At 61.8% G+C, this 25,223-nt stretch carries 22 protein-coding genes, 1 tRNA gene and 1 pseudogene; 12 read left to right on the top strand and 12 right to left on the bottom strand.

Annotated elements, in window-relative coordinates; genetic code table 11:
- Positions 1 to 66 precede the first annotated feature (66 nt).
- Positions 67 to 1,146, bottom strand: a complete 1,080-nt coding sequence (gene tsaD / locus ACN0SO_RS20940; protein WP_417680724.1) for a tRNA (adenosine(37)-N6)-threonylcarbamoyltransferase complex transferase subunit TsaD — start codon at positions 1,144 to 1,146, stop codon at positions 67 to 69.
- 199 nt (positions 1,147 to 1,345) lie between these two features.
- Between tsaD and hemC the strand changes: the two genes are divergently transcribed.
- From hemC to ACN0SO_RS20915, 5 genes are all read left to right on the top strand, one after another.
- Positions 1,346 to 2,269: a hydroxymethylbilane synthase gene (gene hemC / locus ACN0SO_RS20935; RefSeq protein ID WP_417680722.1), complete on the top strand. Its 924-nt coding sequence runs from the start codon at positions 1,346 to 1,348 to the stop codon at positions 2,267 to 2,269.
- A 9-nt stretch (positions 2,270 to 2,278) separates the two neighbouring features.
- On the top strand, positions 2,279 to 2,986 hold the full coding sequence (locus ACN0SO_RS20930) for a uroporphyrinogen-III synthase (protein ID WP_417680720.1): 708 nt from the start codon (positions 2,279 to 2,281) through the stop codon (positions 2,984 to 2,986).
- Between the two features lie 122 nt (positions 2,987 to 3,108).
- Positions 3,109 to 4,986: a hypothetical protein gene (locus tag ACN0SO_RS20925; protein ID WP_417680718.1), complete on the top strand. Its 1,878-nt coding sequence runs from the start codon at positions 3,109 to 3,111 to the stop codon at positions 4,984 to 4,986.
- 91 nt (positions 4,987 to 5,077) lie between these two features.
- The gene (locus ACN0SO_RS20920) at positions 5,078 to 6,988 is read left to right on the top strand and encodes a heme biosynthesis HemY N-terminal domain-containing protein (RefSeq protein WP_417680716.1); all 1,911 of its coding nucleotides are present in this window, start codon (positions 5,078 to 5,080) and stop codon (positions 6,986 to 6,988) included.
- 222 nt (positions 6,989 to 7,210) lie between these two features.
- Positions 7,211 to 7,286, top strand: a tRNA-Thr gene (locus tag ACN0SO_RS20915).
- A 136-nt stretch (positions 7,287 to 7,422) separates the two neighbouring features.
- On the opposite strand, the pseudogene ACN0SO_RS20910 reads toward ACN0SO_RS20915, so the two are convergent.
- Together ACN0SO_RS20910 and ACN0SO_RS20905 are read right to left on the bottom strand one after the other, a co-directional pair.
- Positions 7,423 to 7,626, bottom strand: a pseudogene (locus tag ACN0SO_RS20910) (IS481 family transposase); the annotation flags it as partial.
- A gap of 76 nt (positions 7,627 to 7,702) precedes the next feature.
- Positions 7,703 to 8,635, bottom strand: coding sequence for a LysR family transcriptional regulator (locus ACN0SO_RS20905; protein ID WP_417680714.1), 933 nt, complete (start codon positions 8,633 to 8,635; stop codon positions 7,703 to 7,705).
- A 102-nt stretch (positions 8,636 to 8,737) separates the two neighbouring features.
- Here ACN0SO_RS20905 and ACN0SO_RS20900 point away from each other — a divergent pair, with 102 nt between their 5' ends.
- The 5 genes from ACN0SO_RS20900 (at position 8,738) to ACN0SO_RS20880 (ending at position 13,739) form a co-directional block, all read left to right on the top strand.
- The gene (locus tag ACN0SO_RS20900) at positions 8,738 to 9,886 is read left to right on the top strand and encodes a CaiB/BaiF CoA transferase family protein (RefSeq protein WP_417680712.1); all 1,149 of its coding nucleotides are present in this window, start codon (positions 8,738 to 8,740) and stop codon (positions 9,884 to 9,886) included.
- Between the two features lie 2 nt (positions 9,887 to 9,888).
- On the top strand, positions 9,889 to 10,842 hold the full coding sequence (locus ACN0SO_RS20895) for a hydroxymethylglutaryl-CoA lyase (RefSeq protein WP_417680711.1): 954 nt from the start codon (positions 9,889 to 9,891) through the stop codon (positions 10,840 to 10,842).
- An 80-nt stretch (positions 10,843 to 10,922) separates the two neighbouring features.
- On the top strand, positions 10,923 to 11,924 hold the full coding sequence (gene dctP, locus ACN0SO_RS20890) for a TRAP transporter substrate-binding protein DctP (protein WP_417680709.1): 1,002 nt from the start codon (positions 10,923 to 10,925) through the stop codon (positions 11,922 to 11,924).
- Positions 11,925 to 11,928: 4 nt separating this feature from the next.
- Positions 11,929 to 12,459, top strand: coding sequence for a TRAP transporter small permease (locus ACN0SO_RS20885; protein ID WP_417680707.1), 531 nt, complete (start codon positions 11,929 to 11,931; stop codon positions 12,457 to 12,459).
- The gene (locus tag ACN0SO_RS20880) at positions 12,456 to 13,739 is read left to right on the top strand and encodes a TRAP transporter large permease (RefSeq protein ID WP_417680705.1); all 1,284 of its coding nucleotides are present in this window, start codon (positions 12,456 to 12,458) and stop codon (positions 13,737 to 13,739) included. Before ACN0SO_RS20885 ends, ACN0SO_RS20880 begins: the two co-directional genes overlap by 4 nt.
- Before the next feature lie 1,266 nt (positions 13,740 to 15,005).
- On the opposite strand, the gene ACN0SO_RS20875 is transcribed toward ACN0SO_RS20880, so the two are convergent.
- Positions 15,006 to 15,581: a GNAT family N-acetyltransferase gene (locus tag ACN0SO_RS20875; RefSeq protein ID WP_417680703.1), complete on the bottom strand. Its 576-nt coding sequence runs from the start codon at positions 15,579 to 15,581 to the stop codon at positions 15,006 to 15,008.
- Between the two features lie 562 nt (positions 15,582 to 16,143).
- Between ACN0SO_RS20875 and ACN0SO_RS20870 the strand changes: the two genes are divergently transcribed.
- Positions 16,144 to 16,704: a hypothetical protein gene (locus ACN0SO_RS20870; RefSeq protein WP_417680701.1), complete on the top strand. Its 561-nt coding sequence runs from the start codon at positions 16,144 to 16,146 to the stop codon at positions 16,702 to 16,704.
- A 59-nt stretch (positions 16,705 to 16,763) separates the two neighbouring features.
- On the opposite strand, the gene ACN0SO_RS20865 is transcribed toward ACN0SO_RS20870, so the two are convergent.
- The 3 genes from ACN0SO_RS20865 to ACN0SO_RS20855 all read right to left on the bottom strand — a co-directional run bounded on the left by ACN0SO_RS20865 (position 16,764) and on the right by ACN0SO_RS20855 (position 18,122).
- The gene (locus ACN0SO_RS20865) at positions 16,764 to 17,168 is read right to left on the bottom strand and encodes a curlin (protein WP_417680700.1); all 405 of its coding nucleotides are present in this window, start codon (positions 17,166 to 17,168) and stop codon (positions 16,764 to 16,766) included.
- Positions 17,169 to 17,219: 51 nt separating this feature from the next.
- Positions 17,220 to 17,609, bottom strand: a complete 390-nt coding sequence (gene csgH, locus ACN0SO_RS20860; RefSeq protein ID WP_417680698.1) for a curli-like amyloid fiber formation chaperone CsgH — start codon at positions 17,607 to 17,609, stop codon at positions 17,220 to 17,222.
- A gap of 78 nt (positions 17,610 to 17,687) precedes the next feature.
- Positions 17,688 to 18,122: a curlin gene (locus tag ACN0SO_RS20855; RefSeq protein WP_417680696.1), complete on the bottom strand. Its 435-nt coding sequence runs from the start codon at positions 18,120 to 18,122 to the stop codon at positions 17,688 to 17,690.
- Positions 18,123 to 18,363: 241 nt separating this feature from the next.
- Here ACN0SO_RS20855 and ACN0SO_RS20850 point away from each other — a divergent pair, with 241 nt between their 5' ends.
- On the top strand, positions 18,364 to 19,227 hold the full coding sequence (locus ACN0SO_RS20850; protein WP_417680694.1) for a hypothetical protein: 864 nt from the start codon (positions 18,364 to 18,366) through the stop codon (positions 19,225 to 19,227).
- Positions 19,228 to 19,440: 213 nt separating this feature from the next.
- Here the strand turns inward: ACN0SO_RS20850 and ACN0SO_RS20845 are convergent, their stop codons facing one another.
- The 5 genes from ACN0SO_RS20845 to ACN0SO_RS20825 are packed head-to-tail and all read right to left on the bottom strand — an operon-like array spanning position 19,441 to position 25,220.
- Positions 19,441 to 20,226 carry a crotonase/enoyl-CoA hydratase family protein gene (locus ACN0SO_RS20845; protein ID WP_417680692.1) on the bottom strand — a complete coding sequence of 262 codons (786 nt, stop codon included), beginning with the start codon at positions 20,224 to 20,226 and terminating at the stop codon, positions 19,441 to 19,443.
- Positions 20,223 to 21,083 (bottom strand): hydroxymethylglutaryl-CoA lyase, encoded by an 861-nt coding sequence (locus ACN0SO_RS20840; RefSeq protein WP_417680690.1) that lies wholly within the window; start codon positions 21,081 to 21,083, stop codon positions 20,223 to 20,225. The genes ACN0SO_RS20845 and ACN0SO_RS20840 overlap by 4 nt, the downstream gene beginning before the upstream one ends.
- Before the next feature lie 3 nt (positions 21,084 to 21,086).
- Positions 21,087 to 22,721: an acyl-CoA synthetase gene (locus tag ACN0SO_RS20835; protein WP_417680688.1), complete on the bottom strand. Its 1,635-nt coding sequence runs from the start codon at positions 22,719 to 22,721 to the stop codon at positions 21,087 to 21,089.
- On the bottom strand, positions 22,711 to 24,705 hold the full coding sequence (locus tag ACN0SO_RS20830; protein WP_417680934.1) for a biotin carboxylase N-terminal domain-containing protein: 1,995 nt from the start codon (positions 24,703 to 24,705) through the stop codon (positions 22,711 to 22,713). The genes ACN0SO_RS20835 and ACN0SO_RS20830 overlap by 11 nt, the downstream gene beginning before the upstream one ends.
- A complete protein-coding gene (locus tag ACN0SO_RS20825) occupies positions 24,705 to 25,220 on the bottom strand; it encodes an O-acetyl-ADP-ribose deacetylase (protein WP_417680686.1) in 516 nt (171 codons plus the stop codon). The genes ACN0SO_RS20830 and ACN0SO_RS20825 overlap by 1 nt, the downstream gene beginning before the upstream one ends.
- Positions 25,221 to 25,223: the final 3 nt, after the last annotated feature.

Genomic DNA, 25,223 nt, shown 5'->3' with positions numbered 1-25,223 from the left:
GAAACGTCCGTTCGGAGGGCGGGATGGCTCTTCCTAGCAAGTTCGCCGATCTCAGGAAACAGACAATCAGACCTTCGCGCCCTTCTTGCCCGATCCGAGAACACCGCTGTTCCTGGCATCGAGCGGCCAACGCGGCCGGGGCGAGATATCCATGTCATCGACCGGGCCGAGGCGCATGTGTTCGATCCCGGCCCAGGCGATCATGGCGGCATTGTCGGTGCACAGCTTCATCGGCGGCGCGACAAAGCGGGCGCCGGCCTCGTCGGCTGCTTGCGTCAGCGCTGCCCGGATTTCCTGATTGGCCGCAACGCCGCCGGCGACGACGATGGTGGGCGGCACATCGGGATAGCGTTCCCGAAAGAGGTCGAGCGCGGTCTTGGTCCTGGCCGAAAGCACGTCGGAGACCGCGCGCTGGAAGGCTGCGCACAGGTCGGCGACCGTCTGCTCGTCGACGGGCTCGAGTTTCTTGGCCTGCGTCCTGAGCGCGGTTTTCAAACCGGCAAAGGACATGTCCAGACCGGGACGGTCCAGGAGCGGGCGCGGCAGCCTGAACCGGGTCACATCGCCTTGCCTGGCCTGTTTTTCCACGGCGGGTCCGCCGGGATAGGGGAGCCCCAGAAGCTTGGCGGTCTTGTCGAAGGCCTCGCCTATGGCATCGTCGATGGTGGTGCCGAGGCGCTCGTAGTCGCCGACGCCGCGCACCAGCAGGAACTGGCTGTGACCGCCGGAGACCAGAAGCAGCAGAAACGGAAAGGCAAGATCGTCGGTGAGCCGGGCCGTCAGTGCGTGGCCCTCCAGATGATTGACCGCGATCAGCGGCTTGCCGGCGGCCATGGCGATCGCCTTGGCGGTCATCAGGCCGACGATGACACCGCCGATCAGCCCCGGCCCGGCGGTTGCCGCGACCGCGTCGATATCGTCCCATGTGCAGCCGGCCTCGTGCATGGCTTCACCGACGATCCGGTCGAGCACCTCGATATGGGCGCGAGCGGCGATTTCCGGAACGACGCCGCCGAACTCGGTGTGTTCGTCGATCTGGGAGCGGATGACGTTCGACAGGACGGCGGCATTCTTCGGACCGCGCACGACCGCGGCGGCGGTTTCGTCGCAGCTCGTCTCGATTCCCAGGATGGTAAGATCACGCATGTTGCAATCGGGATCGACAGAGGTCATTGATCATGCCGCATTGGCCGACGGGTTCGGGTTACGTATCATCGGCCGAAACGGAAGTCGTTGGATGCCGCCGGTTTATTACCTTTAAAGAGGCCTCTAGCATCAGGACAGTCGTCCTTGCAATTTTATTTCAAACGCCGGAACGCGATGCGGGCGACAGGGAGAGTGAGACGTGGGGACTGAAACTTTGCGAATCGGAACGCGCGGCAGCGCCTTGGCCCTTGCCCAGGCCTATGAAACCCGCGCCCGGCTGATGCAAGCCCATGGTCTTCCCGAAGACGCGTTCGAGATCGTCGTCATCAAGACCTCGGGCGACCAGATCCAGGACCGGCCGTTGTCGGAAGTCGGCGGCAAGGGGCTGTTCACCAAGGAAATCGAGGAAGCGATGCTGGACGGGCGGATCGACCTTGCGGTGCATTCGTCCAAGGACATGCCGACGGTGCTGCCGGACGGACTGATCCTGAGCGCGTTTCTGCCGCGCGAGGATGTGCGCGACGCCTTCATCTCGCCCAAGGCCGAACGGCTTCAGGACTTGCCGCAAGGCGCGGTCGTCGGGTCCAGTTCCCTGCGCCGGCAGGCGATGATCAAGCGGCTTCGCCCGGATATCGACGTCGTCATGTATCGAGGCAACGTCCAGACCCGGCTGCGCAAGCTGGAAGAGGGTGTCGTGGACGCCACCCTGCTTGCCTATGCGGGGCTGAAACGCCTGGGCCTTTCCGAGGTCGTTACCAGTCTTCTGGAGCCGGAGGAGTTCCTGCCGGCGGTTGGCCAGGGGGCGATCTGCATCGAAAGCCGGGAGAACGACGACGCAACCCTCAGGCTGCTTGCCGCGATCCACGATCCGGAGACGCAGGTCCGGCTCGATGCGGAACGGGCGTTCCTGGCCGTCCTCGACGGCTCCTGTCGGACGCCGATCGGCGGTCTGGCGCTCGTGGACGGCGAGAAAATTTTATTCAGGGGAACCGTCCTGAAGCCGGACGGGTCGGAAGTACACAGCGTTGAACGGCAAGGATCCGTTTCCGATGCCGCGATGATCGGGCGTGAAGCCGGCGAGGCCCTGAAGGCCATGGCCGGTCCCGGTTTCCTGGCGGATTGAGGATCGGTCTTGCGGCTCCTGGTCACACGCCCGCAACCGGAATGCCGCAAGACGGCGGACCGCATCCGCGCCCTGGGGGCTGAAGCCTTTGAAGCGCCAATGCTGGAGACCATGACGACCGCGCCTGCAAGATTCGATCTCACCGGTGTGACGGGACTTGCGGTCACAAGCAGCCGGGTGGCCGGGATCCTGAAAGAGCACCGGCAAATTTCGGACCTTCAAGCTCTGCCGGTGTTCGCGGTGGGGGAGCGTACGGCAGCGGCGATGGCAGCCGCCGGTTTTGGGAACGTTGCTTCGGCCGATGGCGATGTGCTTGCGCTGGCCGGCCTGATTGCCGACCGTCAGCCGGAAGGCCATCTGCTTTATCCGTGCGCCAAAGACCGGGCAGGAGATCTGGAGGGGAACCTGGCCGCGCGTGGCCTGCGCTGCGATCCCGTCATCGTCTATGAGACCAACCCGGTGGACCAAATGCCGGCGGCCGTCCTGGATCGCCTGCGGGAGGGCGATATCGACGGAGTGCTGATATATTCGCGGCGGAGCGGGGAGGCATTCCTGAGTGTGCTGGAAACCGTGGATTCGGCCGGGCTGCTCAAAAAAATAAGGATCTTCGCAATTTCGCCGCAGGCCGGCGAACCCTTGGCGGTCTATACTCGTGTCGAAACCGCGGCGCACCCAAGTGAGGATGCATTACTGACGCTTGCCTTAAACAGCTGTTAACCCAATCCGGGAGAGTCCTGATTGCCGCACTGCGGAAATGCGTCTCTCGCAACGGTATTTTCTGGCGGGCAGGTGTGTATAGTGGAATGAGATACCCCTGAAACGGGGAAGGAGGAGTTGAAATGGCATCTGACAAAGACCCGGCCAACGGCAAATCTTCCTCTTCCGGCACAGCCGGTTCGGGCGAGGCGCCGAAGTCGGGAACGACCGGTTCCACATCGCAGTCCGCCTCGGGCGGCTCTGGCTCCAAGCGCCCGGTCACGATCGACCTGAAGCCGGAAAAAGTCGCTGCCAAGTCTGCCGACAAGCCGGCGGCACCCGCATCTTCATCTACATCATCGTCCACCAAGTCTTCAGCGACCTCGACGACGTCGTCAAAGCCGTCCTCTTCAACCACTGCCGATACGACCGGAAAGCCCTCCGGCACCGCATCGTCCGCAAGTGCGACCAAGCCGGCAGCCGGTTCCTCCGGGTCATCTGCCGGTGCCGGCCAGACAACTTCCACGACGGCCTCCACGTCCGCGTCGGCCTCAAAACCGTCGGAAGCGTCGAAGACCACCGCCAGCGGGTCTTCCTTCGACAAGGCCACGGACAGTGCGCCGAAGGCATCGTCCACTGGGTCCGCTTCGTCTTCGTCGGAGGGAAGCGGAACGCGCTCCACCGCCCAGCCGCCGCGTGCCCCGGAAGGCGGCGGCGTCGGCGTGTTCGGCGTTCTGGTCGCAGCCATCTGTGGCGGGATTGTGGTGCTTTCGGGAGCTTATGGACTGCATGTGGCCGGTGTCTTGAACATTCAGGGCAAGATCGACCCGGCAACCGACCGGATGCTCCAACAGGCCGAACGCAAGATCGGAGATCTGGAAAGCCAGATCGCGGATCTTTCCAAGGCGGCCGGGAACAACGATGCTCGCGGCCTGGTGACCGGTCTTTCCGACCGCATGACAGCGCTGGAAAAATCGGTCGGCGAAATGGCCGATGGCGCCGGCACCGATCTTGCGCCTGAACTTTCGCAACTGAAATCCGAGCTTGCTTCGCTTCGCGAGAGGGTCGCGAACCTGCCGGCGTCCACGGCCAACGGCGGGGAAGCCTCGGGAACGGCCGAAGCGGTCAAAGGAATCGATGACCGGCTTGCGGCGCTGGAGAAAAGCGTTAGCGCCTCAAATCAGCTTTCCGGCACGGTTTCCGGCGTGGAAACCAGTGTTGGCGATCTGAAGACGTCGCTTTCGGAAATCGAGACGCGGCTCAAGAACGTCGAAGCGACGGCCAAGGCCGCCCAGACGGCGGTGACGACCTCGGACGTGTCGCTGAAAACCCTCGCCGACAGTCAGGCGCGGGCCTCCGAAACGCTGGCGACGCTCTCCTCCGACATCGAAACGGTTTCGAAGGCAGGCAAGGCAGGCCTTGAAGACGTGCGCAGCGAACTGGACGCGCTGTCCAAACGCCTCGCCGCGGTCGAAGCGACCATGGGAGATGCGACGGCGCGCGAGGTTGCAGCCAGGGCCCTGTCGGTGTCCGCCCTGAAATCGGCCGTCGATTCCGGCCGGCCGTTCACCACCGAACTCGCGGCGGTCAAGGCGGGCCTGCCCAAGGATACGGATCTTGCGGTGCTTGAGGCCCACGCCCAGACCGGTGTGGCGCCGGCCTCCGTCCTGATCGCGGAATTCCCAGGGGTTGCGCGGAACATGTATGCCGCGTTTTCCGCTCCCGACCGGTCGGGCGATCTTCTGGACAACTTCCTGGCCAGTGCAAAATCGATCGTCGCGGTGCGTGGCCCGGGAGATGAAAACGGAAGCGGGCCCGAGGCGGTTCTGCGCCGGATGGAAAACGCCGTGAAGCGCGGCGACCTTGCCGCAGGTCTGGAGGCCTACAAGGCGCTTCCCGAGGTGGCGCAGAAGGCCGGTGCCGATTGGGCTGCGCGCGCGGAAGCGCGGGTGACCGTCGACCGCATGACCGAAGCGGCCTCCAAGGAAGTCCTGTCCATGCTTGGTGGCAAGGACAGCTAACGTTTTTCAAGCGCGGGGAGATCGGCTTCCCGCGTATGGTATCGATGACCGGCCGGCAGAACGCCGGTTTGATCTTGAAGGAGCGAACGCAATGATCCGCGTCCTCATCTTTTTTGCCCTGCTGTTTGCCGTTGCGCTGGGCTTCGCCTGGATGGCGGATCTGCCCGGCGTGATATCGATCAGCTGGGACGGCTATGTCTGGGAACAGCCGCCCGTCGTGGTGGCGCTTGTGGTCGGCATCGCCCTGGCCCTGTTCCTTGCGGCCGTCTGGCTGGTGCTGGTCATTCTGAGGTCGCCGAAGATCGCGTCGCGGTTCTTCACCCGCCGGCGCAAGGACAAGGGCTACCAGGCCCTGTCGCGCGGTCTGATCGCGCTGGGCACCGGCAATGCCAAACTGGCCCGTAAACACGGGCTCGATGCGGACAAGCTTCTGAAAGAGGAACCGGCCACGAAACTGCTTCTGGCCCAGACCGCGCAGCTTGCCGGCAAGGACGAGGAGGCCCGTGGGCGGTTCGAGGCGATGCTCGACGATCCGGAGACCCGCGCACTCGGTCTCCATGGTCTGTTCATCGAGGCCGAACGGCACAACGAACCGGTCGCCGCCCGACATTATGCCGAGGAAGCCAACAAGGCTGTGCCCGGTCTGGAATGGGCCGGCAAGGCCGTGCTCGGCTACCAGGCGGTTGCCAGCCACTGGGAACAGGCGCTGGCGACGCTGGAGCGCAATTACACCTCCAAACTGATCGACAAGAAGACCTACCGCCGTCACCGGGCCGTCATTCTGACCGCCCTGGCACAGAAGCTGGAGGAAGGCGAGCCGGAACGGGCCTACACCATGGCCAAGGAGGCACATGGCCTGGCCCTCGATCTGGTGCCCGCCGCCGTCATCGCTTCGCGCCTTGCGACACGGCGCGGCGATATCCGCAAGGCCTCGAAAATCATCGAGGCGACCTGGCGTTTGTCGCCCCATCCGGACCTGGCCGAGGCTTACTCTCATGTGCGCACCGGCGATTCGGCCGTCGACCGGTTGAAACGGGTGAAATCGCTGGCGGCGCTGCGCGCCAACACCAGCGTCGGCGCCCTTGCGGTGGCGCGGGCGGCCATGGATGCACGCGAATTCGACGAGGCGCGCGAACAGCTCAAGAATGTCTTGCGGTCGGAACCGATGCGGGCTGCCTTCCTGATGATGGCGGAACTGGAAGAAGCCGAACACGGCGACAAGGGCCGGATGCGCGACTGGCTGTCGCGCGCGGTTCGCGCGCCGCAGGACAAGGCGTGGGTCGCCGACGGCGTGGTGTCGGCCGAATGGCAGCCGGTGTCGCCGGTTACGGGTCGTCTCGATGCGTTCGAGTGGAAAACGCCGAGCGGTCTGCCGGATCCGTCCGCGGGCGAAACCATCGAGGATGCGCTTTTCGAAGCCCCTGTCCTTCAGCCCACGCGCGCGGCGGTCGAGCCTCCGATTGCCCCCGAACAGGCGGAGATGGCCGGGTCTACGGAAACTGCCAACCCGGAGAGAATCGCGGATCTCGAACTTCAGGCCGAACCGGCGAAGCCTGCCGCAAAGAATGACGCTAAGGAGACCGAGGCCGTCAAGACTGAGCCGGACCCCAAAACACCCGACACGCCCGTCCAGGCGGTCAAGGAAGGCTATGAAGGCACGACCGACGATGTCGGCCATGTGAAGCCGGTCCAGGACCTGCCGGAAACCCCAACCGATGCTGCACCTGAGGCGGTCGACGAGCCGTCTTCGCAGCAAAAGACGTCCGAAACGGAGGTCGTGGAAAAGAAACCCGAAGAAGCCGCTGAAAAGAAGGCCGAAGCCGAGGTGGACAACGCCAAAGCAAACCCGGAAAAGTCCAAGGGGTCGGAGGCAAGAACCCTGGAAACGGCCGAGGAACTCGACAAGCCGATCGCCTTTCCGTTTTCGCGCATGCCGGACGATCCGGGAACGGACGACGAGGAAGAAGAGCCCAAGGAGCCGCGGCCCCGGTTTTTCAACTGAATCCGGCCTTTTGGCGGGATTGTGCAGAGGTTATGCCGGAGGCCGGGGACGTCGCCGGTCGATCGGACGGTTGATCTCTTGCGGACGGGGGCGAAAGTCTCTTGCATCTTTGCAAGCGCTCCGGTATCAAGCGGCCCATTCCAAGGGTGATGCCCTTGGGCTTTCCGCGATTGCCGGTTATCCGCATCGCGCCGCCCGGCGAAAAATCCGCCGGTCCGGTCAGCCGCTGTAGCTCAGTTGGTAGAGCACGTCATTCGTAATGATGGGGTCGTAGGTTCGAGTCCTATCAGCGGCACCACTTTTTTCTGGCGCTATCGGCCTTCGGCCTACTTGAGCGCGCTTTTGACCTGTTCGAAGGTTCTCTCGCGAGGCGGACCGCTTTTCATAGTGTCCGACCCGGAGACATAGGTAACAGTTTGTACCGGAGACATGGGTTACACCCTCGTGCCGAACGGGTTGTCGATTGTCTGTAGTGTTCTCTGCTCCAGGTCGATGTATCCCAGATCTTAGCTCATGAAGCTGATCAGCCAAATTCCCTCGTCGACCTCCTTGATACCGAGCTTTTGACCGGCGAGCACGGTGGAGACATTGATCTTCTTTCGATACATGCAGATCCGCCCGCAGGCAGTCACCTGCACGCCCGCTGCTGATCGAACTAAGGCTCGAGCCCAACGTCGTGCCGCGGATGTGCATCTGAAACGGTTCGAACGAAATTCAGGATTCGATAAGCCGCGCGCCGTCCCAAAGGTTTTCGCGAACCGCATCGCGCACCAGATCGACGACGAGCGAAGTGATCCTTTCACGAAGGAAAGTCGGCTTTGCATCCAGCGCCGTGACAAGGTAGAGCGTGCGGACAAGCCTCGGGTCGGTCACGACACGGGCGACGAGCTTGCCGCTTTTCAGGTCATCGCTGACCAGAACCTTGGGGGCCAACGTACACGCCAGTCCTTCCTTCAGGGCGCTGAGCGTACCCGCGATCGAGGCCAGTTGAATGCGGGCCTGCGAGTCCAGCTTTACCAATTCAGCCGGACGGTCGACCAAGGCACGTGACAAAGACCCGCTTTGCAGGAGCGCGACGGGCAGTTCCGCCATATCTTCAAGCCTGATCGGATCGTCGGAGCTCCCGACGATATCCTTGTGGCCGATGCAGAAGAGCTCTTCTTCGAGCAACGGGGTTCTCAGCGTCTGAGAATCCGGCGGCGGATTGAAGATCAGTGCGGCCTCGACCTCCCCGGTCAGAAGCGAGTTGTAGGTCAGCGCTGACAACCCCTCCCTGATCAGCAATCTGACCCGGGGAAGATCCTCGATGACCTTCCGCATAAGCCCTCCTCCAATGACATTGATCACCGAGAACGGCATGCCGATCGAGATGTTGCCGGAGACTTCCGCCAGGCCATGCTTGATGTCCGACGCAGCCGTCTCGAAAGCCGAGAGTATGAATTGCGCGTGCGCAAGCAGTTTCAAGCCGGCAGCCGTGGGTTCCATTCCCCTGGGCTTGCGGGTGAACAGCTTCGTTTCGAGTTCGGCTTCGAGACTTGCTATGTGATGGCTAAGCGCCGATGCGGCCGTGTTGCAGTGATCGGCGGCATGCGAAAGGTTCCGGAATTCGCAGACGGCCACGAAATATCTGAGTTGTCTGGTGTCCATTCAAGCATTCTATATTCGAGAACGAATCCTTCTAAAGGATATTATTTTCCGACCGCTTCCTTTTCTTCATATTCCTGCATCAAGAAATCTGAGGAGGAAGAGATGGCATCCGGACGTCCCCTGGAAGGCCTTCGCGTGGTCGAAATGAGCCATATGGTCATGGGGCCGTCGGCAGGCATGTTCCTTGCGTTTCTCGGTGCCGAAGTGATCAAGATCGAACCGCCGGACGGTGACAAGACCAGGAACCTGACCGGCATGGGGGCCGGGTTCTTTCCGACCTTCAACCGCGGCAAGAAATCCGTCACCCTCGACATCAAGGACGAGAACGATCTCGCCAGGCTGCACGCTCTGCTGAAGACTGCCGACGTTTTCGTCGAGAATTTCCGCGACGAGACGTTGGCGAAGATGGGTCTGGCGCCGGAGCAGTTACGCCAGAAAAACCCCAGGCTCATCGTTGCGTCCTGCAAGGGCTTCCTCAAAGGCCCCTATGAACATCGCGCAGCGATGGACGAAGTGGTGCAGATGATGACCGGCATGGCCTACATGACCGGGCCTCTCGGTCGGCCGCTCCGCATTGGCTCCTCGGCGAATGACATCATGGGCGGTCTCTTTGCCGCATTCGGTGTTCTGGCCGCCTTGATCGCGAGGGACAAAACGGGCGACGGCGCGTCGATCCGCTCCGGCCTTTTCGAAAACTGCCTGCTGCTCGTCGCCCAGCACATGGTTCAGTATGACATCGAGGAGACGGAATCTCCGCCCATGCCGGAACGCGTGTTTTCGTGGCCTGTCTACGACCTTTTCCCGACGCGTGACGGCCGGCAGATATTCGTCGGAGCCGCGACGGACGGCCAGTGGGAGAAGCTCTGCAAGGGCCTCGGACTTGAGCACCTGCTCGACGATCCGCGCCTGCAATCAAGGCCCGACCAGATCGCGGCCCGGGACTGGACCCTGCCACAGATCGCAGAAAAGGTTGCCGCCCATCCGTTCGCCGAGATGGTGCGGATCATGGAAGAGAACGACCTCCTGTTTGCGCCCGTCGCACGCCCTGCGGAAATGTATGACGACCCGCACGTCAACCGTCCTGGAGGTCTCTTCACCTCGCATTACGCCGATAAGAAGGACTTCCGTGCGCCTGCTCTCCCCGTTGAAATGAACGGCCGCCCGATTGTGTCGGAGAGCGTGGATATTCCTTCGATTGGCGAGAACAATGCCGAGATACTTGGCGCGCTCAAGGTGGAGGCGGCGGAATAGCCATGCCGAATCTCCAGCATACCTATCCAACAAACCGTATCGCCATACGGGAAGTCGGATTGCGCGACGGCCTGCAACTCACAAAACACTGGCCGACAACGGCTCAGAAGATCGAATGGATCGATCAGGAATATGCGGCCGGTCTCCGTTACTTCGAGGTCGGTTCGTTCCTGCCGGCTGACAAGGTGCCGCGCTTTGCCGATGTCCGGGACGTCAATGCCGCCGTCGACAGGCACGGCGATGCCCATGGCATTGCTTTGGCCCTGAACCAGCGCGGCGCCACCGATGCACTGGCAACGCCGGTCGGAGAAATAACCGTTGTGGTGTCCGCAAGCCAGGCCCACAACGAGGCCAATGTACGCCGCACCCAGGAGCAGAGCCTGGCTGAGATTGCCAACGTGGTGAAACTCCGCGACGCATCGGGCAAGGACACGATCATAAACGTCGGCATTGCCATGGCGTTCGGCTGCTCCCTTTCCGGAAAGATCCCCGAGGACGATGTGATGCGGATGGTCGACCGGTGTTTCGAAGCCGGTGCCGACATGGTCGGTCTTGCCGATACGGTCGGCTTCGCCGGTCCGCGCCAGGTCGCTTCGATGTGCCGGCGGATGGAAAAACGGTTCGGTGACCTGCCTTACGTCATACACCTTCACGATACGCGCGGTATGGGCATCGCGAATGCCGCCGCTGCGATCGATGCCGGCTGCCGGGTGATCGACGCTTCACTTGCAGGTCTCGGCGGCTGCCCCTTTGCTCCGGGCGCAACGGGTAACGTGGTGCTGGAGGACCTGATCTATCTGGTTGAAACCATGGGCTTCGACACAGGTATCGATCTGGAAAAAATCATCGAAATGCGCGCAATTCCGGTGATGGCAATGCCGGAGGAACCGCTTTATGGCGCGCTTGCGAAAGCAGGACCGCCGAAATCGCTGGACTGGCGTGCAAGCGCTGCCTGACAGCCCATGGCTGCGAGGAGGCAGCCGACTGGTGGCATGAGCCGCTCATTCATATAAGACCTGATAGGGAGGAACCCGAAATGAAATCCTTGCTCGTATCGACCGCTCTTGCAGCAGTCATGGCCATTGGTGGAACGGCCGCCGCATCGGCTGAAACCGTAATGCGCTGCAGCCACCAGCTGCCGCCGGCCCATAGTGTGGCGAAAGTGATCGACCGCTGGGCGGCCGAAGTCGAAAAGCTGTCGAACGGAGAAATCGACGTGCAGATCTTCGGCGCCGACAGCCTTGTCGGCGCGAAGGAAAACATCGTCGCGACCGCGAAAGGCAACATCGAATGCGCATTTTCCGTCCAGTTCCAGTGGGGCAAGACCCTGCCGATCATGACGGTGACCACGGCGCCCTATGCCTTCTCGGATCTTAAAATCTGGAAGAACTGGGACGGTTCGGACGCGGCCAATTTCCTGGAAGAGAAGCTGCGCTCGAAAGGGGTGGAGAATGTCGTCTGGCTGTTCCAGACGAACAGTTCGGTCTTTACTTCCAAAGGAAAGTTCCTTTCGAAGCCGTCTGATTTCGAGGGCATGAAAATTCGCGGCCTGACGCCGGCCTTCGATGCGGGCCTTGCGGCTCTCGGCGCTTCGCCGACAGCGCTGCCGGGATCAGAGGTCTATCAGGCTCTTGCAACCGGTGTTCTCGATGGCGCCATCACCGGCACCGACGCCGCCGTCTCGCGCAAATACTATGAGGTCCAGGATCATTTCGTGGTCTCCCCGGTCATCTCCGTGTTCCTCCACGGATATCTGAACCCGCAATTTTATGCGGGCCTGTCCGATACGGCCAAGAAGGCTCTGGACGAAGCAGGACACGAAGCCGCGGGCTGGGCGGTCGAAGCCGCCCAGAGTGCGCTTGCCGCGGCACCTGGCGAACTGGAAGCCAAGGGCGCCAGCGTTCACATTGCATCCGATGAAGAAAACGCGGCCATGGAAGCCGTCATGCGCCCTGCGTTCGATGCGGCCTTCAAGGCAGATGACCCGGACAGCCAGAAGCTGCTTGAGTTGATCGACAAACTTCGTTCAGGCTCGTGAGGCCATGTCACCGAGAACTGATGCACACGGGGCGGCCAAGGCCGCCCCGCTTCCGGAACGCATAGCCGCGCCGATCGTCTGGCTCGGCGGCGCCATCAGCGCGATTCTCATCCTCGTGGTTTTGTGCCTGACGACCTATTCCGTCTTCATGCGATATGTCCTGAACCGGCCGCCGGTATGGATCGATGACCTGACTGGTTATGTCCTTGTCGCTCTCGTCATGTTCGGCGTGACGGAAGCCTACAGAGGTGGAAACCATATTTCGATCGATCTTCTGACCGGACGGTTGCCGCGATCCTTGCGCAAGGTGCAAGCAATCTGGAGTGACGTCTGCGTGATCGCTTTCGCCGCTGTCCTCATGGTCAGCACCTGGCACGCGATTGATTTCGCGATCAGCTTCGAATCCTACACCTCCGGGTCGATCGAGATCGCATCGTGGATTCCGCAGGTGCCCTTGCTCGTCGGTGGAGTGCTTCTGGCGCTGTTCGCTGTCGCGCGGCTTCTTGGACGCATGTTCCGGGGAACGCAGGAATGACGGCGCTGCTCATCTTCGCCGGCCTGATCCTGCTTCTTCTGACGGGCATTCCGATCTTTGCGGCGCTCGGTCTCACGGCAACTGCGATCCTGCTTATTTTCGAAGGCAACATCGGTTCGGTCGCAGACACGGTTTACGCGCATCTGGACAAACCGATCCTGACGACCATCCCGCTGTTTGTCTTCATGGCGAACGTGATGATACGCGCCAAGGTAATCGACGACCTTTACGACATGGCCCACACCCTGATCGGTCATGTGCGCGGAGGTCTCGGCGTCGCGACCGTCATGGCATGTACGATATTCGCGGCCATTTCAGGATCTTCCGTCGCAACGGCGCTTTCGGTCGGATCGAGCGCGATCCCGCAGATGCGACGCTTCGGATATCCGAAAAGGGAAGCGCTAGGCGTCGTTGCAGCCGGAGGCACCCTGGGCATTCTGATCCCGCCGTCAGGCCCGATGATCCTCTATGCGATTGTATCGGAGGCCTCGATCGGGGCGCTGTTTCTGGCCGGGATCATACCGGGGGTTCTCCTGGCGCTTATCTTTGCGGCCTACTCGGTCATCAGCGCGACGCTGCGCGGCGGCGAGCGGCCTCCCTTTGCCGGGGGCGATAAAATAATTACGGCCATCCGGAAGTCGATCTGGGCGGTTCTGGCGCCGCCGGTGGTCATGGGCGGCATCTACTTCGGCATCTTCACGGCTGCCGAGGCCGCCGCGGCCGGATCGGTCTATGCGCTGCTTGTCGCCGTGCTTGTCTATCGGAATTTCGGCTTCCACGATCTCTGGCATTGCGCCTATGAATCCATGAAGACCTCGATGATGGTGTTCATGATCATCGCAGGCGCCGCGATGTTCGGGCATGCCATCACGATCATCCGGCTTCCGGTCGGCGTGACCGAGATGGTCTCTCATATGGGCCTCGGACCGTTCGGCTTCATGCTGGCCGTCATGGTCATGATCTTCATCATGGGCATGTTCTTCGAATCCGTCGCAATCATCCTGATCACCACGCCGATCCTGCTGCCAACCATGCACGCGCTGGATATCGATCTCGTCTGGTATGGCGTTCTGCTGATGATCAATCTGGAGCTGGCAATGATCACCCCGCCAGTCGGAATGAACCTGTTCGTCATCAAGGGCATCACCGATGCGCCCTTGTCCGATGTGGTACGTGGCGCGTTTCCCTACGTGCTGCTGATGATCGTCGGGCTGCTCATTCTGGTTCTCTTCCCCCAGCTTGCGACCTGGCTGCCCTACTCGGCTGGGTTCGGACGCTAAATCCAGGAGCCTGAACAAAAGACTGTTTAGGACCTTCGTCGTTTTATCCAAGCGGCTTTCGCTATCCAGAAAAACCGGCAGCGATCCGGGCCACCAGTTTGTAACGGAGCTACATCCTTACGCTGAAGGGTGTCGATTGCTTGCCATGTTATCCAATTCAGGTCGAAGTACCCTGAGCCATGGTTTGGGAAGCTGATCAGCTGAGCTTCTGACCGGCCAGTGTGATGAACTGCCTTGATATTTCCGGTCCCGGTTTACCAATTGAAAAGCATGGCTCCGGATAGGGGTTGCCGCAGTGCACTGCAACCTTTAGATGTCGCCTCGCTCGGAACTTTTTACGAGTGCGTGCAGATAATGCTGCCGATACTTGAAGCGTGTCGATCACGTGAATTTCACGCGGGTCGGTCACAGCCTGCATTTGGGCATTTGAACCAGGGCTGCCGGAACAAGCGCATTTCGCTTGGGACACCTGGAGAAATTGTCCCTTGGATTACAGACCGGTAAAGGTTTCTTTCCATTTGCGCCGTATGATGGAAAGGAAGACCGGGGTGTAAAGAAATCTAGATTAGCATGGTGTTAGATGGATTATTCTCCCGAAAAAACATATGAACAGGCAGGCAGCAATGTTGACGAAGCATTCGATTGTTTCGTGAAGGAGGTGGATAGTCTCGGTATCTTCTATTCTGTGCTGTCACATGTCGTTAACATCACAGGATTGCCGAGCCTGGACAACCTGACGCGAGACGATAAGGCGTTGATCTTGTCCGAGTGCCGGAAAGACCTGATGCTCGCGCGTAGCCAGTTGAACTCCACGAATGACACAGAGATTCATTGAGTTCCTGAACCCCAGCTACATCCCCCACGGCGCAGGTGGAGAACGGGCACGGGATCTTTTCAGGCACTGGTCCAGAACCAAGGGTACCCCGGACGCGGAACTGATCAAGTTCGCGAGGGATGTCGTCTGGTTCGACGGTGCCGATCACGGCAGCATCACGCCTCCCATCCTGAGCTGTGGCGTCAATACGCTGACCGCATCGGTGACCGGGAAGGATGCCGAAGATCTCGTCGCGATCGACGAGTGTATCGGCGAAGATTACCGGCGCTTCGCCCATCTGGCCTACCGCGATGCCGCGGTGAACCGGATCCCGAACTATTCCATTGTCGCGTCGAACTATACGAACGAGCAGGGCGATACCTTCGATCTGCTGTATGAGCGGCTGATCCTGCCCTACCGCAACCCGAAGGGCGTGCGCCACCTGTTGCTGACTACCAACCTCGTTGAATCTCGTCTGACAGGTCGTAAACAAGATCGGAAAGCGCCGCGGCAGAATTTCCTGCCAGCCATAGTTCACTCACGGAAACATTTTTATCCCGCGCCGCAGGCGGCCTGGACCATTTGATGGCGTCCGGCACGATTGTCTGGAAGCCGCAGGCCTGGGCAAAACCGGACGACGCATGCTGGGGCCGCATCCAGACGTAGAGGCCCGTTACCGGTGAAAAGCGCTGGAACGCCTTGATCTGGATGAGCTTGGCAAGCGTGGCGGCGACCCCGCGATGGCGATACCGTTCCGCCACCCACATTTCCCCCAGATAGATGATCCGTCCCCGGGTTTCCTGACAGAAAGACGGTTGCCGCTCCTTCAGTTCGACCGGTTTTCCATCTTCGGCCGTGTAGGTTCTCGGCAGGTAGATTTTCCAGAAATCGGCCAGGGACGTGGGGCCGAGATCGTCCAGGCGGGCCGCCACCGTGCCCACCGGTATCCCCCATTCGTCGGTCAGCATGATCCAGAACCCCTGCGGCGGCATGATGGTCTGATACTGAACCGAAAAATGCTCGGTCAAACTTCTGTCAATGCCTCGCAGAGATCCGGAAAATTCGGAAAAATCGTCGCCTGATCTTAGAAACAAACCCTGCGACCGAAGTTCTTCCTGCAAAAACGACACCGCGTTCGAGGCCATAAAGTCTAATACTATAGGTAGCATGAAAATCTCTACACAGCGCGAACTGGAAGGCAGACATACCGCAAATTCCTTTCAACTAAGCTTATGAAATTTGTTCGATTTCACTGAACCGACCCGTTCCACAATTATTTTGAATTGCGAATTCCGGTTAATTATCAAGTATCTGAATGTTCAGACGTATTGCCGTTATCCGAGTTTTCGGGCTTCCCGGCCGATCCTGACTCCGCTGATTGACAACGGAGAGTTTGGTTGCAAGAAGAACAAAGAAAGAACAACCTGGGGGTGCATGAACATGGTGTCAACGTTTGTCAGGAGCCTTCTTCTCCCGCTCGTCATGGGGCTGCTCCTTTGCATCCCTGCGCGTGCGGAAGCGGAATTATCTGCCCGGCAATGGGAGATCTGGGAAGCTGCCTTGAAGATCGGCGGCTAGCTCTCGAAGGAAATGCACACGGAATTCTGGGCGGAGATGCCGGGGGCGAACTTCAAGAACGATGAGGATCGCGCCGCCCATTTAAGGCGTTTGGAAAGGGCGACGCTTGGTTACCTCACGTTCGAACAGGAAGTCTGGAACAGCAGAAAAGCCTCTCAGGAGGCTGGAAAGGTTGTGCAATCACCGGGGTATGAAGCGGCAAAGGCGGAAGCGCTTGCGGCGCTCGACGGGGTGCGAACGCAAAAAGCCTGGGAGGCCGATATCAAGAGCGAGGATCCGACCTGGACCCTGAACCTGTCCATGGAAGGCTATGGAATCGCGTTGCCGACTTATCAGGTGGTGGAGTCCGAATGGAGGGGGCGGATGACGGCGAGCGGCCAGGGAGAGACCAAGGCCACGTCCATGGCCACGGGTGAGGAAACGGGTGAAGTGTTGACGGTTTCTACCAGGACGGTGGTGCTCGAAGAGCAAAACGCCATCCTTCTCATCTCTGTGGCAACGCAGGGAACTGCAGATCCCGGGGCGGGACAGATCCGCGAACGCCTTGAGGAAAAATTGCAGATCCTGCAATAGACAAAAAACCCGGCGGCACATGTCACAGGCCGCCGGGTCGGATTTTGTCAGGCATTGTCTTACCAGCCGAACTGGAAGGTGGCGCCGGTCTGGCCGTTGCCGTTCTGGGCAATATGGGCGTCGGTGCCCTGGCCGAACTGGAACAGGCCGTAGGAATTGTTGTTGCCGTTCTGCTGGATGGTGCCGTTATGGCCATTGCCTTCCTGATGCACGATGGCGTTGTTGCCGAGGCCGTTCTGCAGCACACCGGCCATGTTACCGAAGCCGTTCTGCCTGATGCCGCCGCCCTGCTTGATGCCGTTGAAGACGGAATACATGGCCAGGCCGGCGCGCACGGCAGTGGCCTGATCGGCGTCGGTCGGGGCGACGTTGAAGGAAATCGAGCCGCCGGCAAAGGCCGAGCCGATGGAAACGAAGGTGGCAATGGTGGCTGCCGTGAGGGTTTTTGCGATTGCGGTTTTCATGGGTCTTCTCTCTTCAGGGTCTGAAATGGGTCGAATACTGGACAGGGTTGATCAGATGCGGCCGCCGAAGGTTTCCGAGCAGCTGCGGGTTTCGCTGCCGATGGCGATCTTGAGGTCCGCTTCATAGACGGCACCGGAGTTGCCGAGCATCACCTTGCCAAGCGTGGCGGAGCCATCGGCTGAGGTGGTGAACCGGCCGCCCTGGCTGATGCTGGTGTTGCCGCTGCCGCCGGAGCCCTGAACGGTGAGCCGGTAGGTGCCGGACACTTCGGGGCCGGCGTCCACATGGCCGGCAAGGGCGATCATGCCGCCGTTGACGGTTCCGGTGATGTCGCAGCGGGCGGTTTCGCTGCCTGCCTGGCTGTCGCCGGCCGTCCACAGGGTTACGCCTGCAAGGGCGACGAGGATGCCGGCGAGGGCGGGTCTGGAATATTTCAACATGGCGCTTTCCTTTCCGGCGACGGCCGGGACCGGGCCCGGTCCGTCGAGGGTATCGTTGGGAGATATGCCGGACCGGGGTTACGGGCAGGTCTGGACAAAGGCCGCGACATTGCCGCCGCCGGACTGGGAGACATTGGCGTTGCAGCCGTTGCCGACCTGAACGCCGGCGGCCACGTTGCCGTTGCCGTCCTGGGTCAGGACCGCGGTGTGGTTCGCGCCGAACTGGCCGACGCCGCCGGAATTGCCATGGCCGTTCTGCCAGATGTCTGCGTCGTTGTTGATGCCGTCCTGGCCGATGGCGGCTGTGTTGTGGTTGCCGAACTGGTGGGTGACCGAATTGTTGTGCAGGCCGTTCTGGAAGATGCCGATGATGTTGTTGAAGCCGACCTGTTCGCCGCCGGCGGAATTGCCGAAGCCGAACTGGTCGATGGTGATGCCGCCGGCCATGGCGGGGGCTGCGAAAACGCTCAGGGCAATGGCGGTTGCGGTCGAGATGATGAATTTCCGGGTCATTGTGTTACTTCCTCTGCTCTGGTGTGCTGCGGCAGCGCCGCTTGCTGATGACAGGAACAGGATTAGCAACCGCATCCGGAACCCGGACTGAACCGGCCGTTCAGATTGCGTTCATGACCGGAGACGGTTTTCAGGCTTGCCTTGCGCAAAAGGGAATCCCCAGAGGAAGGCCGGAGATTTCTTGACCTGCGGGTAAAGCGGATTCACTTTTGTTGCCGTCAATTCAGAGGACCGAATCAGGGTGCGCATCACGATCCGGGTCCTCAAGCCCGGTCAACCGGAGGCCATTTTGGGCAGGACAGCGAAACTCGAGCTTCTAAGACGCCTGCTGCCGCTTTTTCTCGGCGTGCTCGGCATTGTCGGCGCGCTCAGTTTCCTGAGCCCGCTGAGCGGCCTGCTTTGCCTGATCGCCGGGATCGGTATCTATACCGCCATGCCACGGCCGAAGGTGCCGAAGGGGGCGGTGAAGCCGGTGCCGAGACCGCCGGTCTGGGTCACGGACGGAATCGGATTTTTTGTCGGGATTTCGCTGTTTTCCCTGTCATTCCTCGGCGCGATCTATGGGGCAGGCGCAGGTCTGGTGCTGTTCGCGGTCCTGCTCGTGCCGGCCAGCCTGTCGTTCCCGATCTTCATGATCGCGGTGCGCCAGGAAACGTCGTGGATGCGCTTTTTCGGCAATGGCTTCGAATTCGCCCAGCTCGGCCTTCGGGCGCGGGTGCCTTACGTGGACCTGAAAGGGGTTCGCGTGCGGGTCTGGAGCGCGCGGGGCGGCATCGGCTGGCTGCTTTCGGCCGTCGGCTCCGCGAGCCGCGGGAAGGTGGCGCTGTTGTCGGGTGCGAAACAGACCAAGACCCTGGTCTTCACCCGCAAGGACGGGTCGCAATTCGCGGTGTCCTCGGAAGTGATCCCCGATCTGCAACGGATTCTGATCGGCATGGACCGCGCCGGGGTGGATCTGCCGGAAGGCCTGAGCGACCGCGAGCGCAAGAAAATCCGCAAGACCCGCGAAAAGCTTTACGGCCGGACGCCAGAGCCGGAGACCGAACAGCTCGATGTCGCCCGCATCGCGGCCACGGTCCGCAAATACCGGCTGAACAAGAGCTGATCGGGTTCAAAGCCTCTATCGGTCGTCATCCCGGAAAAGCCGTCAGGCTTTGTCCGGGACCGGGGAGCCCCTTCATCGCGGGCTTGATTCGAAATTCCCCCGTTACGGCTCGGCTCGCCGGTCCCGGCTCTGCGCTGGCGCTCCGGCCGGGATGACAATGAGAGGGAAACGGGTTTTTTGAGTCTCACGTGCCGGGAAGGCGCGCAACTCGCTCTAGGCGACCCAGTTCGGCTTGCGCTTGTCGAAAAAGGCGGAGATGCCTTCCCGGGCTTCCGGAGTTTCCCAGGTGTCCGCGAGGCGGCGGATGGTGTCGTCGATGACCGCGTCGGACATGTCCGGTCCCAGAGACCGCGCCAGCGCCTTGCTGGCGGCAACGGCTGCGGGTGCCGCGGCAAGATAGGGTTTGATTTCCGCTTCTATCGCTGCGTCCAGCTGGTCCGCCGGAACCACCTTTGCCAGGAGATCGAGATCCCGTGCCTCCTGTGCGCCGAAGATCCGCGCTGACATGAACACGCGGCGCGCCTTGCCCTCGCCCATGCGGGCCAGAACATAGGGGCTGATCGTCGCCGGGATCAGGCCGAGACGGACTTCGGTCAGGCCGAATTTGGCGTCCTCGACGGCGACCGCCGTGTCGCAGACACTCATCATGCCGATGCCGCCGCCGAAGGCCTGGCCCTGCACCCGGCCGATCAGCGGCTTGGGCAGTTCGTTGAGCGCTTTCAGCATCAATGCGAGTTTGCGCGCCTCGGCCATGCGGGTTTCGCGGGTGGCGGCGAACTGCTCGCGCATCCAACCGAGATCGCCGCCCGCGCAAAAGCTTGCTCCGGCGCCGGTGAGGACGACCACGCGCACCTTCGGATCGGCGGCAAGCAGCCGGGCGGCTTCCGCCAGTTCGTCGATCATTTTGGCGGACAGGGAATTGTGCTTGTCGGCACGATTCAGGAGAAGGGTCGCGACACCGCGTTCGTCGGTCGTGATCGCAATGGTTTCAAAAGTCATTCGCTGTCGCTCCTCAGGCTTCGGGCGAAGGCCGCTGCCTCTGCCAGTTTTTCCCTGTCGAGGCCGGTCTCGTAGCCTTTCCGGACCATCAGGTCCGCGACTGCCTCGGTCGCGACATTGCCTTTGGCGCCCGGCGCATAGGGACAGCCGCCAAGACCGCCGATGGCGGAATCGAAGGTGCGCAGGCCCTTGTCGAGACTGACCTCGATGTTTTCCAGCGCCCGGCCCTTGGTGTCGTGGTAATGGCCGGCAAGGCGGTCGGCCGGCACCTCGGCCAGAACCGCGTCGAGCATGCGCGCGATCGTCTCAGGCGTGCCGGCGCCGATGGTGTCGCCGAGGGAGATTTCATAGCAATCGAGTTCGTAAAGCAGCTTGGCGACCCGGGCGACCGCTTCCGGTGGGGTCGGTCCGTCATAGGGGCAGTCGGTAACGCAGGAGATGTAGCCGCGGACCGGCAGGCCATCCTCATGGGCTTTTTCAATCAGCGGCGTGAAGCGCTCGATGCTTTCGGCTACGGAGCAGTTGATGTTCTTCTTGGAAAAGCCTTCCGAGGCCGCGCCGAAAATGGCGACCTCGTCGACGGATGCGTTGCGGGCCGCCGTATAGCCTTTCACGTTCGGGGTCAGCGCCGTGTAGAAGACGCCCGGATGGCGGTGGATGCCTTCCATGACCTCGGCTGCATCGGCCATCTGCGGCACCCATTTGGGGCTGACGAAGCTGGTGACCTCGATCTTGCGGAAACCGCAATCCGACAGCATGTCGACCAGCCGGATCTTGTCTTCGGTCGGAACGAAGGTCTTTTCGTTCTGCAACCCGTCACGCGGGCCCATTTCGAAGATGGTGACGAAGTCGGACATGTCTCAGGCTTTCGTTTCTTGTGTGGCGCGGTCGCGCAATTCGCGGCGGATCACCTTGCCGGTGGTGGTCATCGGCAAAGCGTCGACGAAGCTGATTTCGCGCGGATATTCGTGCGCCGCAAGGCGGGTTTTGACGAAATCGGCAATTTCCTTCGCCAATTCGTCGCTGCCGGTCACGCCGTCCTTCAGCACGATGAAGGCCTTGACGATCTCTGTCCGCTGCGGATCCGGCTTGCCGACGACGCCGGCAAGGGCGACGACGGGGTGTTTCAACAGGCAGTCCTCGATTTCTCCCGGTCCGATGCGGTAGCCGGACGAGGTGATGACATCGTCGTCGCGGCCGACGAAGCGGATCCAGCCCTTGTCGTCACGCATGCCGGTGTCGCCGGTCAGCAGCCAGTCGCCGGCGAATTTCTTCTGCGTCGCGTCCGGGTTGTTCCAGTAGCCGAGGAACATCACCGGATCGGGGCGCCGCACGGCGATATTGCCGAGTTCGTCGTCACCAAGCACGTTGCCCTTGTCATCGACCACGTTGACGTCGTGGCCGGGCACGGCACGGCCCATGATGCCGGGGCGGGCTTCCATAATCGCCGAAGAACTGGAGACGATCATGTTGCATTCGGTCTGGCCGTAGAACTCGTTGATGGTCAGGCCGAAGGTCTTGCGGCCCCAGCCGATCAGTTCCGCGCCCAGGGTTTCGCCCCCGGAGGCAACCGAGCGCAGGTCCAGCTTCCAGCGTGTCTCCGGATTTTCCACCTGGCGCATCATCTTGAGCGCGGTGGGCGGCAGGAAGGTGTTGCGGATCTTCTGCCGTTCCAGCAGATCGAAGGCGGCCTCTGGCGTGAATTTCCTGAACCGGCAGGCAACGACAGGAACGCCGAGATAAAGCGCCGGCATGAGCACGTCGAGCAACCCGCCGATCCAGGCCCAGTCGGCCGGGGTCCAGATGCGGTCGCCGGGCCGGCCCAGGAAATCGTGGCTCATCTCCACGCCCGGCAGGTGGCCGAGCAACACGCGGTGACCGTGCAGGGCGCCCTTGGGCTGGCCGGTGGTGCCGGAGGTGTAGATGATGATCGCCGGGTCGTCGGCTTTGGTCTGCTTTGGTTTAAAGGTTTCGGCCTGGTCCGCCATGGCGGGGGCCAGATGCTCGGCACCATGCAGGGCGCCGTCGATGCTGAAGACCGTCTGCAGCTCGGGCAACTCGTGCCGGGTCTTTTCCAGCTTCGCCGCGCCGCCGGTATCGGTCACCACCAGTTTCGCGCCGGAATTGCCCAGGCGATAGGACAGGGCCTCGTCGCCGAAGAGGGTGAACAGCGGAATCGTTATCGCGCCGAGCTTGAGCGCCGCGATATGGGCGAAGGCGGTTTCCGGGGTCTGCGGCAGCAGCACGCCTACCCGGTCGCCCGGCTGGATGCCCCGTGACGCGAACAGATTGGCGAGTTGGTTGGAAAGCCGTTTCAGGTCGGCGTAGCTGTAACTTGTGGCTTCGCCGCCTTCTTCGGCAAAGACAAGCGCTTCGCGATCCGGTTCCCTGTCTGCCCAGGCGTCGCAAACCGCCGTGCCGATATTGAAGGCGTCCGGAATGTCCCAGGAGAAGCGGCTGGCGAGCTCCTCGTAGGTCGAGGCCTCAGGCAGCATCACTTTCCTCCTCCTGAAGCATCAGGAGCACGGTGCCGTCCTGAACCTGCTCGCCTGCAGCGACCAGCACCTCGCCGATCACCCCGTCGCGCGGGGCCTTAAGCGTGTGCTCCATCTTCATGGCTTCCAGGACAATAAGCGGCTGGTCCCGGGTGACCGTGTCGCCGGGCTTGCCCTGCAGCAGCTTCACAAGGCCCGGCATCGGCGCAATGACCTGATCGCCTGCACCGGCGGCCTCGTCCTCGCCCGCAAGACGATCCGGCAGGCCGAAGCTGCGGGCAATGCCGCCGAAGAACACGGTGACATCGTCGTGTCCCATGGCAATCGACGCCGACCGCCGGGCGCCGTTGCAGTTGAAGACGATGGTGCCGCCGCTGATTTCGCGCAGGTCGTATATCTGCGGTTCGCCACCCAGATGAACGGCAAAACGCCGGGCTCCGAGCGCGTGCACCTCGACATCGCGGCGCTCGCCGTCGATTTCCAGAAGCGCATATTGGCGCGACGCGCTCCACATGCGCCAGCCCGCAAGGCTGTCCCAGGGATCGGTGCCTTTGCGCGGTTCGGTCAGGCCAAGGGCCGCAAGCGCGGCAAGCGCAATGGCCTCGTCGGACGGTTCCGGTTCCGCGATCAGGCTTTGCAGGTCACGGTCGATCAGGCCGGTATCGACGTCGCCTTTGGAAAAGCCCTGGTGACGGCACAGGCTTGCCAGGAAGGCCGCGTTGGTCACGCAGCCGGCGACCTCCGTTTCCTCCAATGCGGCAAGCAGCTTGGCGAGAGCCGCATCGCGGGTTGCGCCATGGACGATCACCTTGGCGATCATCGGATCGTAGAAGGGCGTGATCTCGTCGCCGGGACGCACGCCGCTGTCGATCCGCGCGGTTTCTTCCGGGAAGCGCAGATGGGAGAGCGTGCCGATCGCGGGCAGGAAGCCCTTGGGCGCGTCTTCCGCGTAGAGGCGGGCTTCAAAAGCCCAGCCGGAGAAGGTGATCTCCTCCTGGGTCTTGGGCAGGGGATTGCCGGCAGCGACCTGAAGCTGCCACTCAACCAGATCCTCGCCGGTGATCATTTCGGTCACCGGGTGTTCCACCTGAAGCCGGGTGTTCATTTCCATGAAATAGAACCGGTCGGCGCTCAGTCCCTCGGAGACATCGGCAATGAACTCGATGGTTCCCGCGCCGGAATAGTTGATCGCCCTGGCGGCAGTGACGGCGGCCTCGCCCATGGCCTTGCGCATGTCTTCCGGCATGTCCGGGGCCGGGGCTTCCTCGATCACCTTCTGATGGCGGCGCTGCAGCGAGCAGTCGCGCTCGAACAGGTGGACGGCATTGCCGTGGCTGTCGCCGAAGACCTGGATCTCGATGTGCCGCGGCTTGGTGAGGTATTTCTCGATCAGCACCCGGCCGTCGCCGAAGCTGGCCTCGCCCTCGCGCTGGGCCCCTTCCAAAGCGCTCAGGAAGTCCTTCGGATTGTCGACCCGGCGCATGCCCTTGCCGCCGCCGCCCGCGCGGGCCTTGATCAGCACCGGATAGCCGATCTGATCGGCCTGGTCCTTCAGGAACGCCGGATCCTGGTTGTCGCCGTGATAGCCGGGCACGACCGGCACGCCGGCTTCGACCATCAGCGCCTTGGCGGCGTCTTTCAGGCCCATGGCGCGGATTGCGTCGGCGCTCGGGCCGATGAAGGCAATGCCGGCCTTTGTGAGTTCGTCGACGAAGACCGGGTTCTCCGACAGGAAGCCGTAGCCCGGATGCACCGCCTCCGCGCCGCTCCGGCGGCAGGCGTCGATGATCGCATCGATCTTGAGATAGCTTTCGCCAACGGGCGCAGGGCCGAGCCGGTAGGCCTCGTCGGCCATGGCGACGTGTTTCGCATTGGCGTCCGCATCGGAATAGACGGCGACGGTGCGAATGCCGAGCCTTTTGGCGGTCTGCATCACCCGGCAGGCGATCTCGCCTCGGTTGGCAATGAGGATTTTCCTGAACATCACGATTGAGCTCTCCTCAAAGCGGTTTCGAGGTGGGTTTTGCTGGAAGCGTCGAAGGCGACGAGGATCACTTTTTTGACCTGGGGCAGGTCGGTCAGTGTCTCGCGGATTGTGCTGACGGCGATGTCCGCCGCCTGGTCGGCAGGATAGCCGTAGACGCCGGTCGAAATCGCCGGGAAGGCAAAGGTCCTGCAGCCCTTTTCGGCGCCGCGCCTGAGCGATGTGGCATAGCAGGAGGCAAGCAGGTCCGGCTCGCCATCGTTGCCGCCGTGCCAGATCGGACCGACCGTGTGGATGACGTATTGGGCGGGCAGGTTATAGCCGCCCGTGATCTTCGCATCTCCGGTCTCGCAGCCGCCGAGAGTCCGGCATTCGGCCAGAAGCTCCGGACCGGCGGCGCGGTGGATCGCGCCGTCGACCCCGCCGCCGCCGAGCAGCGACGAGTTGGCGGCATTGACGATGGCGTCGACTTCCATTCTGGTGATGTCTCCGACGAGGATCTGAATTGGTGCCATGCC

The organism is Roseibium sp., assembly GCF_048260565.1.
In the GTDB taxonomy this organism is placed as follows: domain Bacteria; phylum Pseudomonadota; class Alphaproteobacteria; order Rhizobiales; family Stappiaceae; genus Roseibium.
This window is presented reverse-complemented; position numbering and strand designations above follow the sequence as displayed.

Bases quoted from the DNA above. Each gene is read 5' to 3' on its own strand.
- tsaD (WP_417680724.1), bottom strand. From the start codon at position 1,146: ATGCGTGATCTTACCATCCTGGGAATCGAGACGAGCTGCGACGAAACC.
- ACN0SO_RS20840 (WP_417680690.1), bottom strand. From the start codon at position 21,083: ATGTCCGACTTCGTCACCATCTTCGAAATGGGCCCGCGTGACGGGTTG.
- ACN0SO_RS20885 (WP_417680707.1), top strand. From the start codon at position 11,929: ATGTCACCGAGAACTGATGCACACGGGGCGGCCAAGGCCGCCCCGCTT.
- csgH (WP_417680698.1), bottom strand. From the start codon at position 17,609: ATGTTGAAATATTCCAGACCCGCCCTCGCCGGCATCCTCGTCGCCCTT.
- ACN0SO_RS20880 (WP_417680705.1), top strand. From the start codon at position 12,456: ATGACGGCGCTGCTCATCTTCGCCGGCCTGATCCTGCTTCTTCTGACG.
- ACN0SO_RS20895 (WP_417680711.1), top strand. From the start codon at position 9,889: ATGCCGAATCTCCAGCATACCTATCCAACAAACCGTATCGCCATACGG.
- ACN0SO_RS20830 (WP_417680934.1), bottom strand. From the start codon at position 24,705: ATGTTCAGGAAAATCCTCATTGCCAACCGAGGCGAGATCGCCTGCCGG.
- ACN0SO_RS20920 (WP_417680716.1), top strand. From the start codon at position 5,078: ATGATCCGCGTCCTCATCTTTTTTGCCCTGCTGTTTGCCGTTGCGCTG.
- ACN0SO_RS20855 (WP_417680696.1), bottom strand. From the start codon at position 18,122: ATGACCCGGAAATTCATCATCTCGACCGCAACCGCCATTGCCCTGAGC.
- ACN0SO_RS20925 (WP_417680718.1), top strand. From the start codon at position 3,109: ATGGCATCTGACAAAGACCCGGCCAACGGCAAATCTTCCTCTTCCGGC.
- ACN0SO_RS20870 (WP_417680701.1), top strand. From the start codon at position 16,144: ATGCACACGGAATTCTGGGCGGAGATGCCGGGGGCGAACTTCAAGAAC.
- ACN0SO_RS20835 (WP_417680688.1), bottom strand. From the start codon at position 22,721: ATGCTGCCTGAGGCCTCGACCTACGAGGAGCTCGCCAGCCGCTTCTCC.
- ACN0SO_RS20905 (WP_417680714.1), bottom strand. From the start codon at position 8,635: ATGGACACCAGACAACTCAGATATTTCGTGGCCGTCTGCGAATTCCGG.
- dctP (WP_417680709.1), top strand. From the start codon at position 10,923: ATGAAATCCTTGCTCGTATCGACCGCTCTTGCAGCAGTCATGGCCATT.
- ACN0SO_RS20865 (WP_417680700.1), bottom strand. From the start codon at position 17,168: ATGAAAACCGCAATCGCAAAAACCCTCACGGCAGCCACCATTGCCACC.
- ACN0SO_RS20825 (WP_417680686.1), bottom strand. From the start codon at position 25,220: ATGGCACCAATTCAGATCCTCGTCGGAGACATCACCAGAATGGAAGTC.
- ACN0SO_RS20900 (WP_417680712.1), top strand. From the start codon at position 8,738: ATGGCATCCGGACGTCCCCTGGAAGGCCTTCGCGTGGTCGAAATGAGC.
- ACN0SO_RS20845 (WP_417680692.1), bottom strand. From the start codon at position 20,226: ATGACTTTTGAAACCATTGCGATCACGACCGACGAACGCGGTGTCGCG.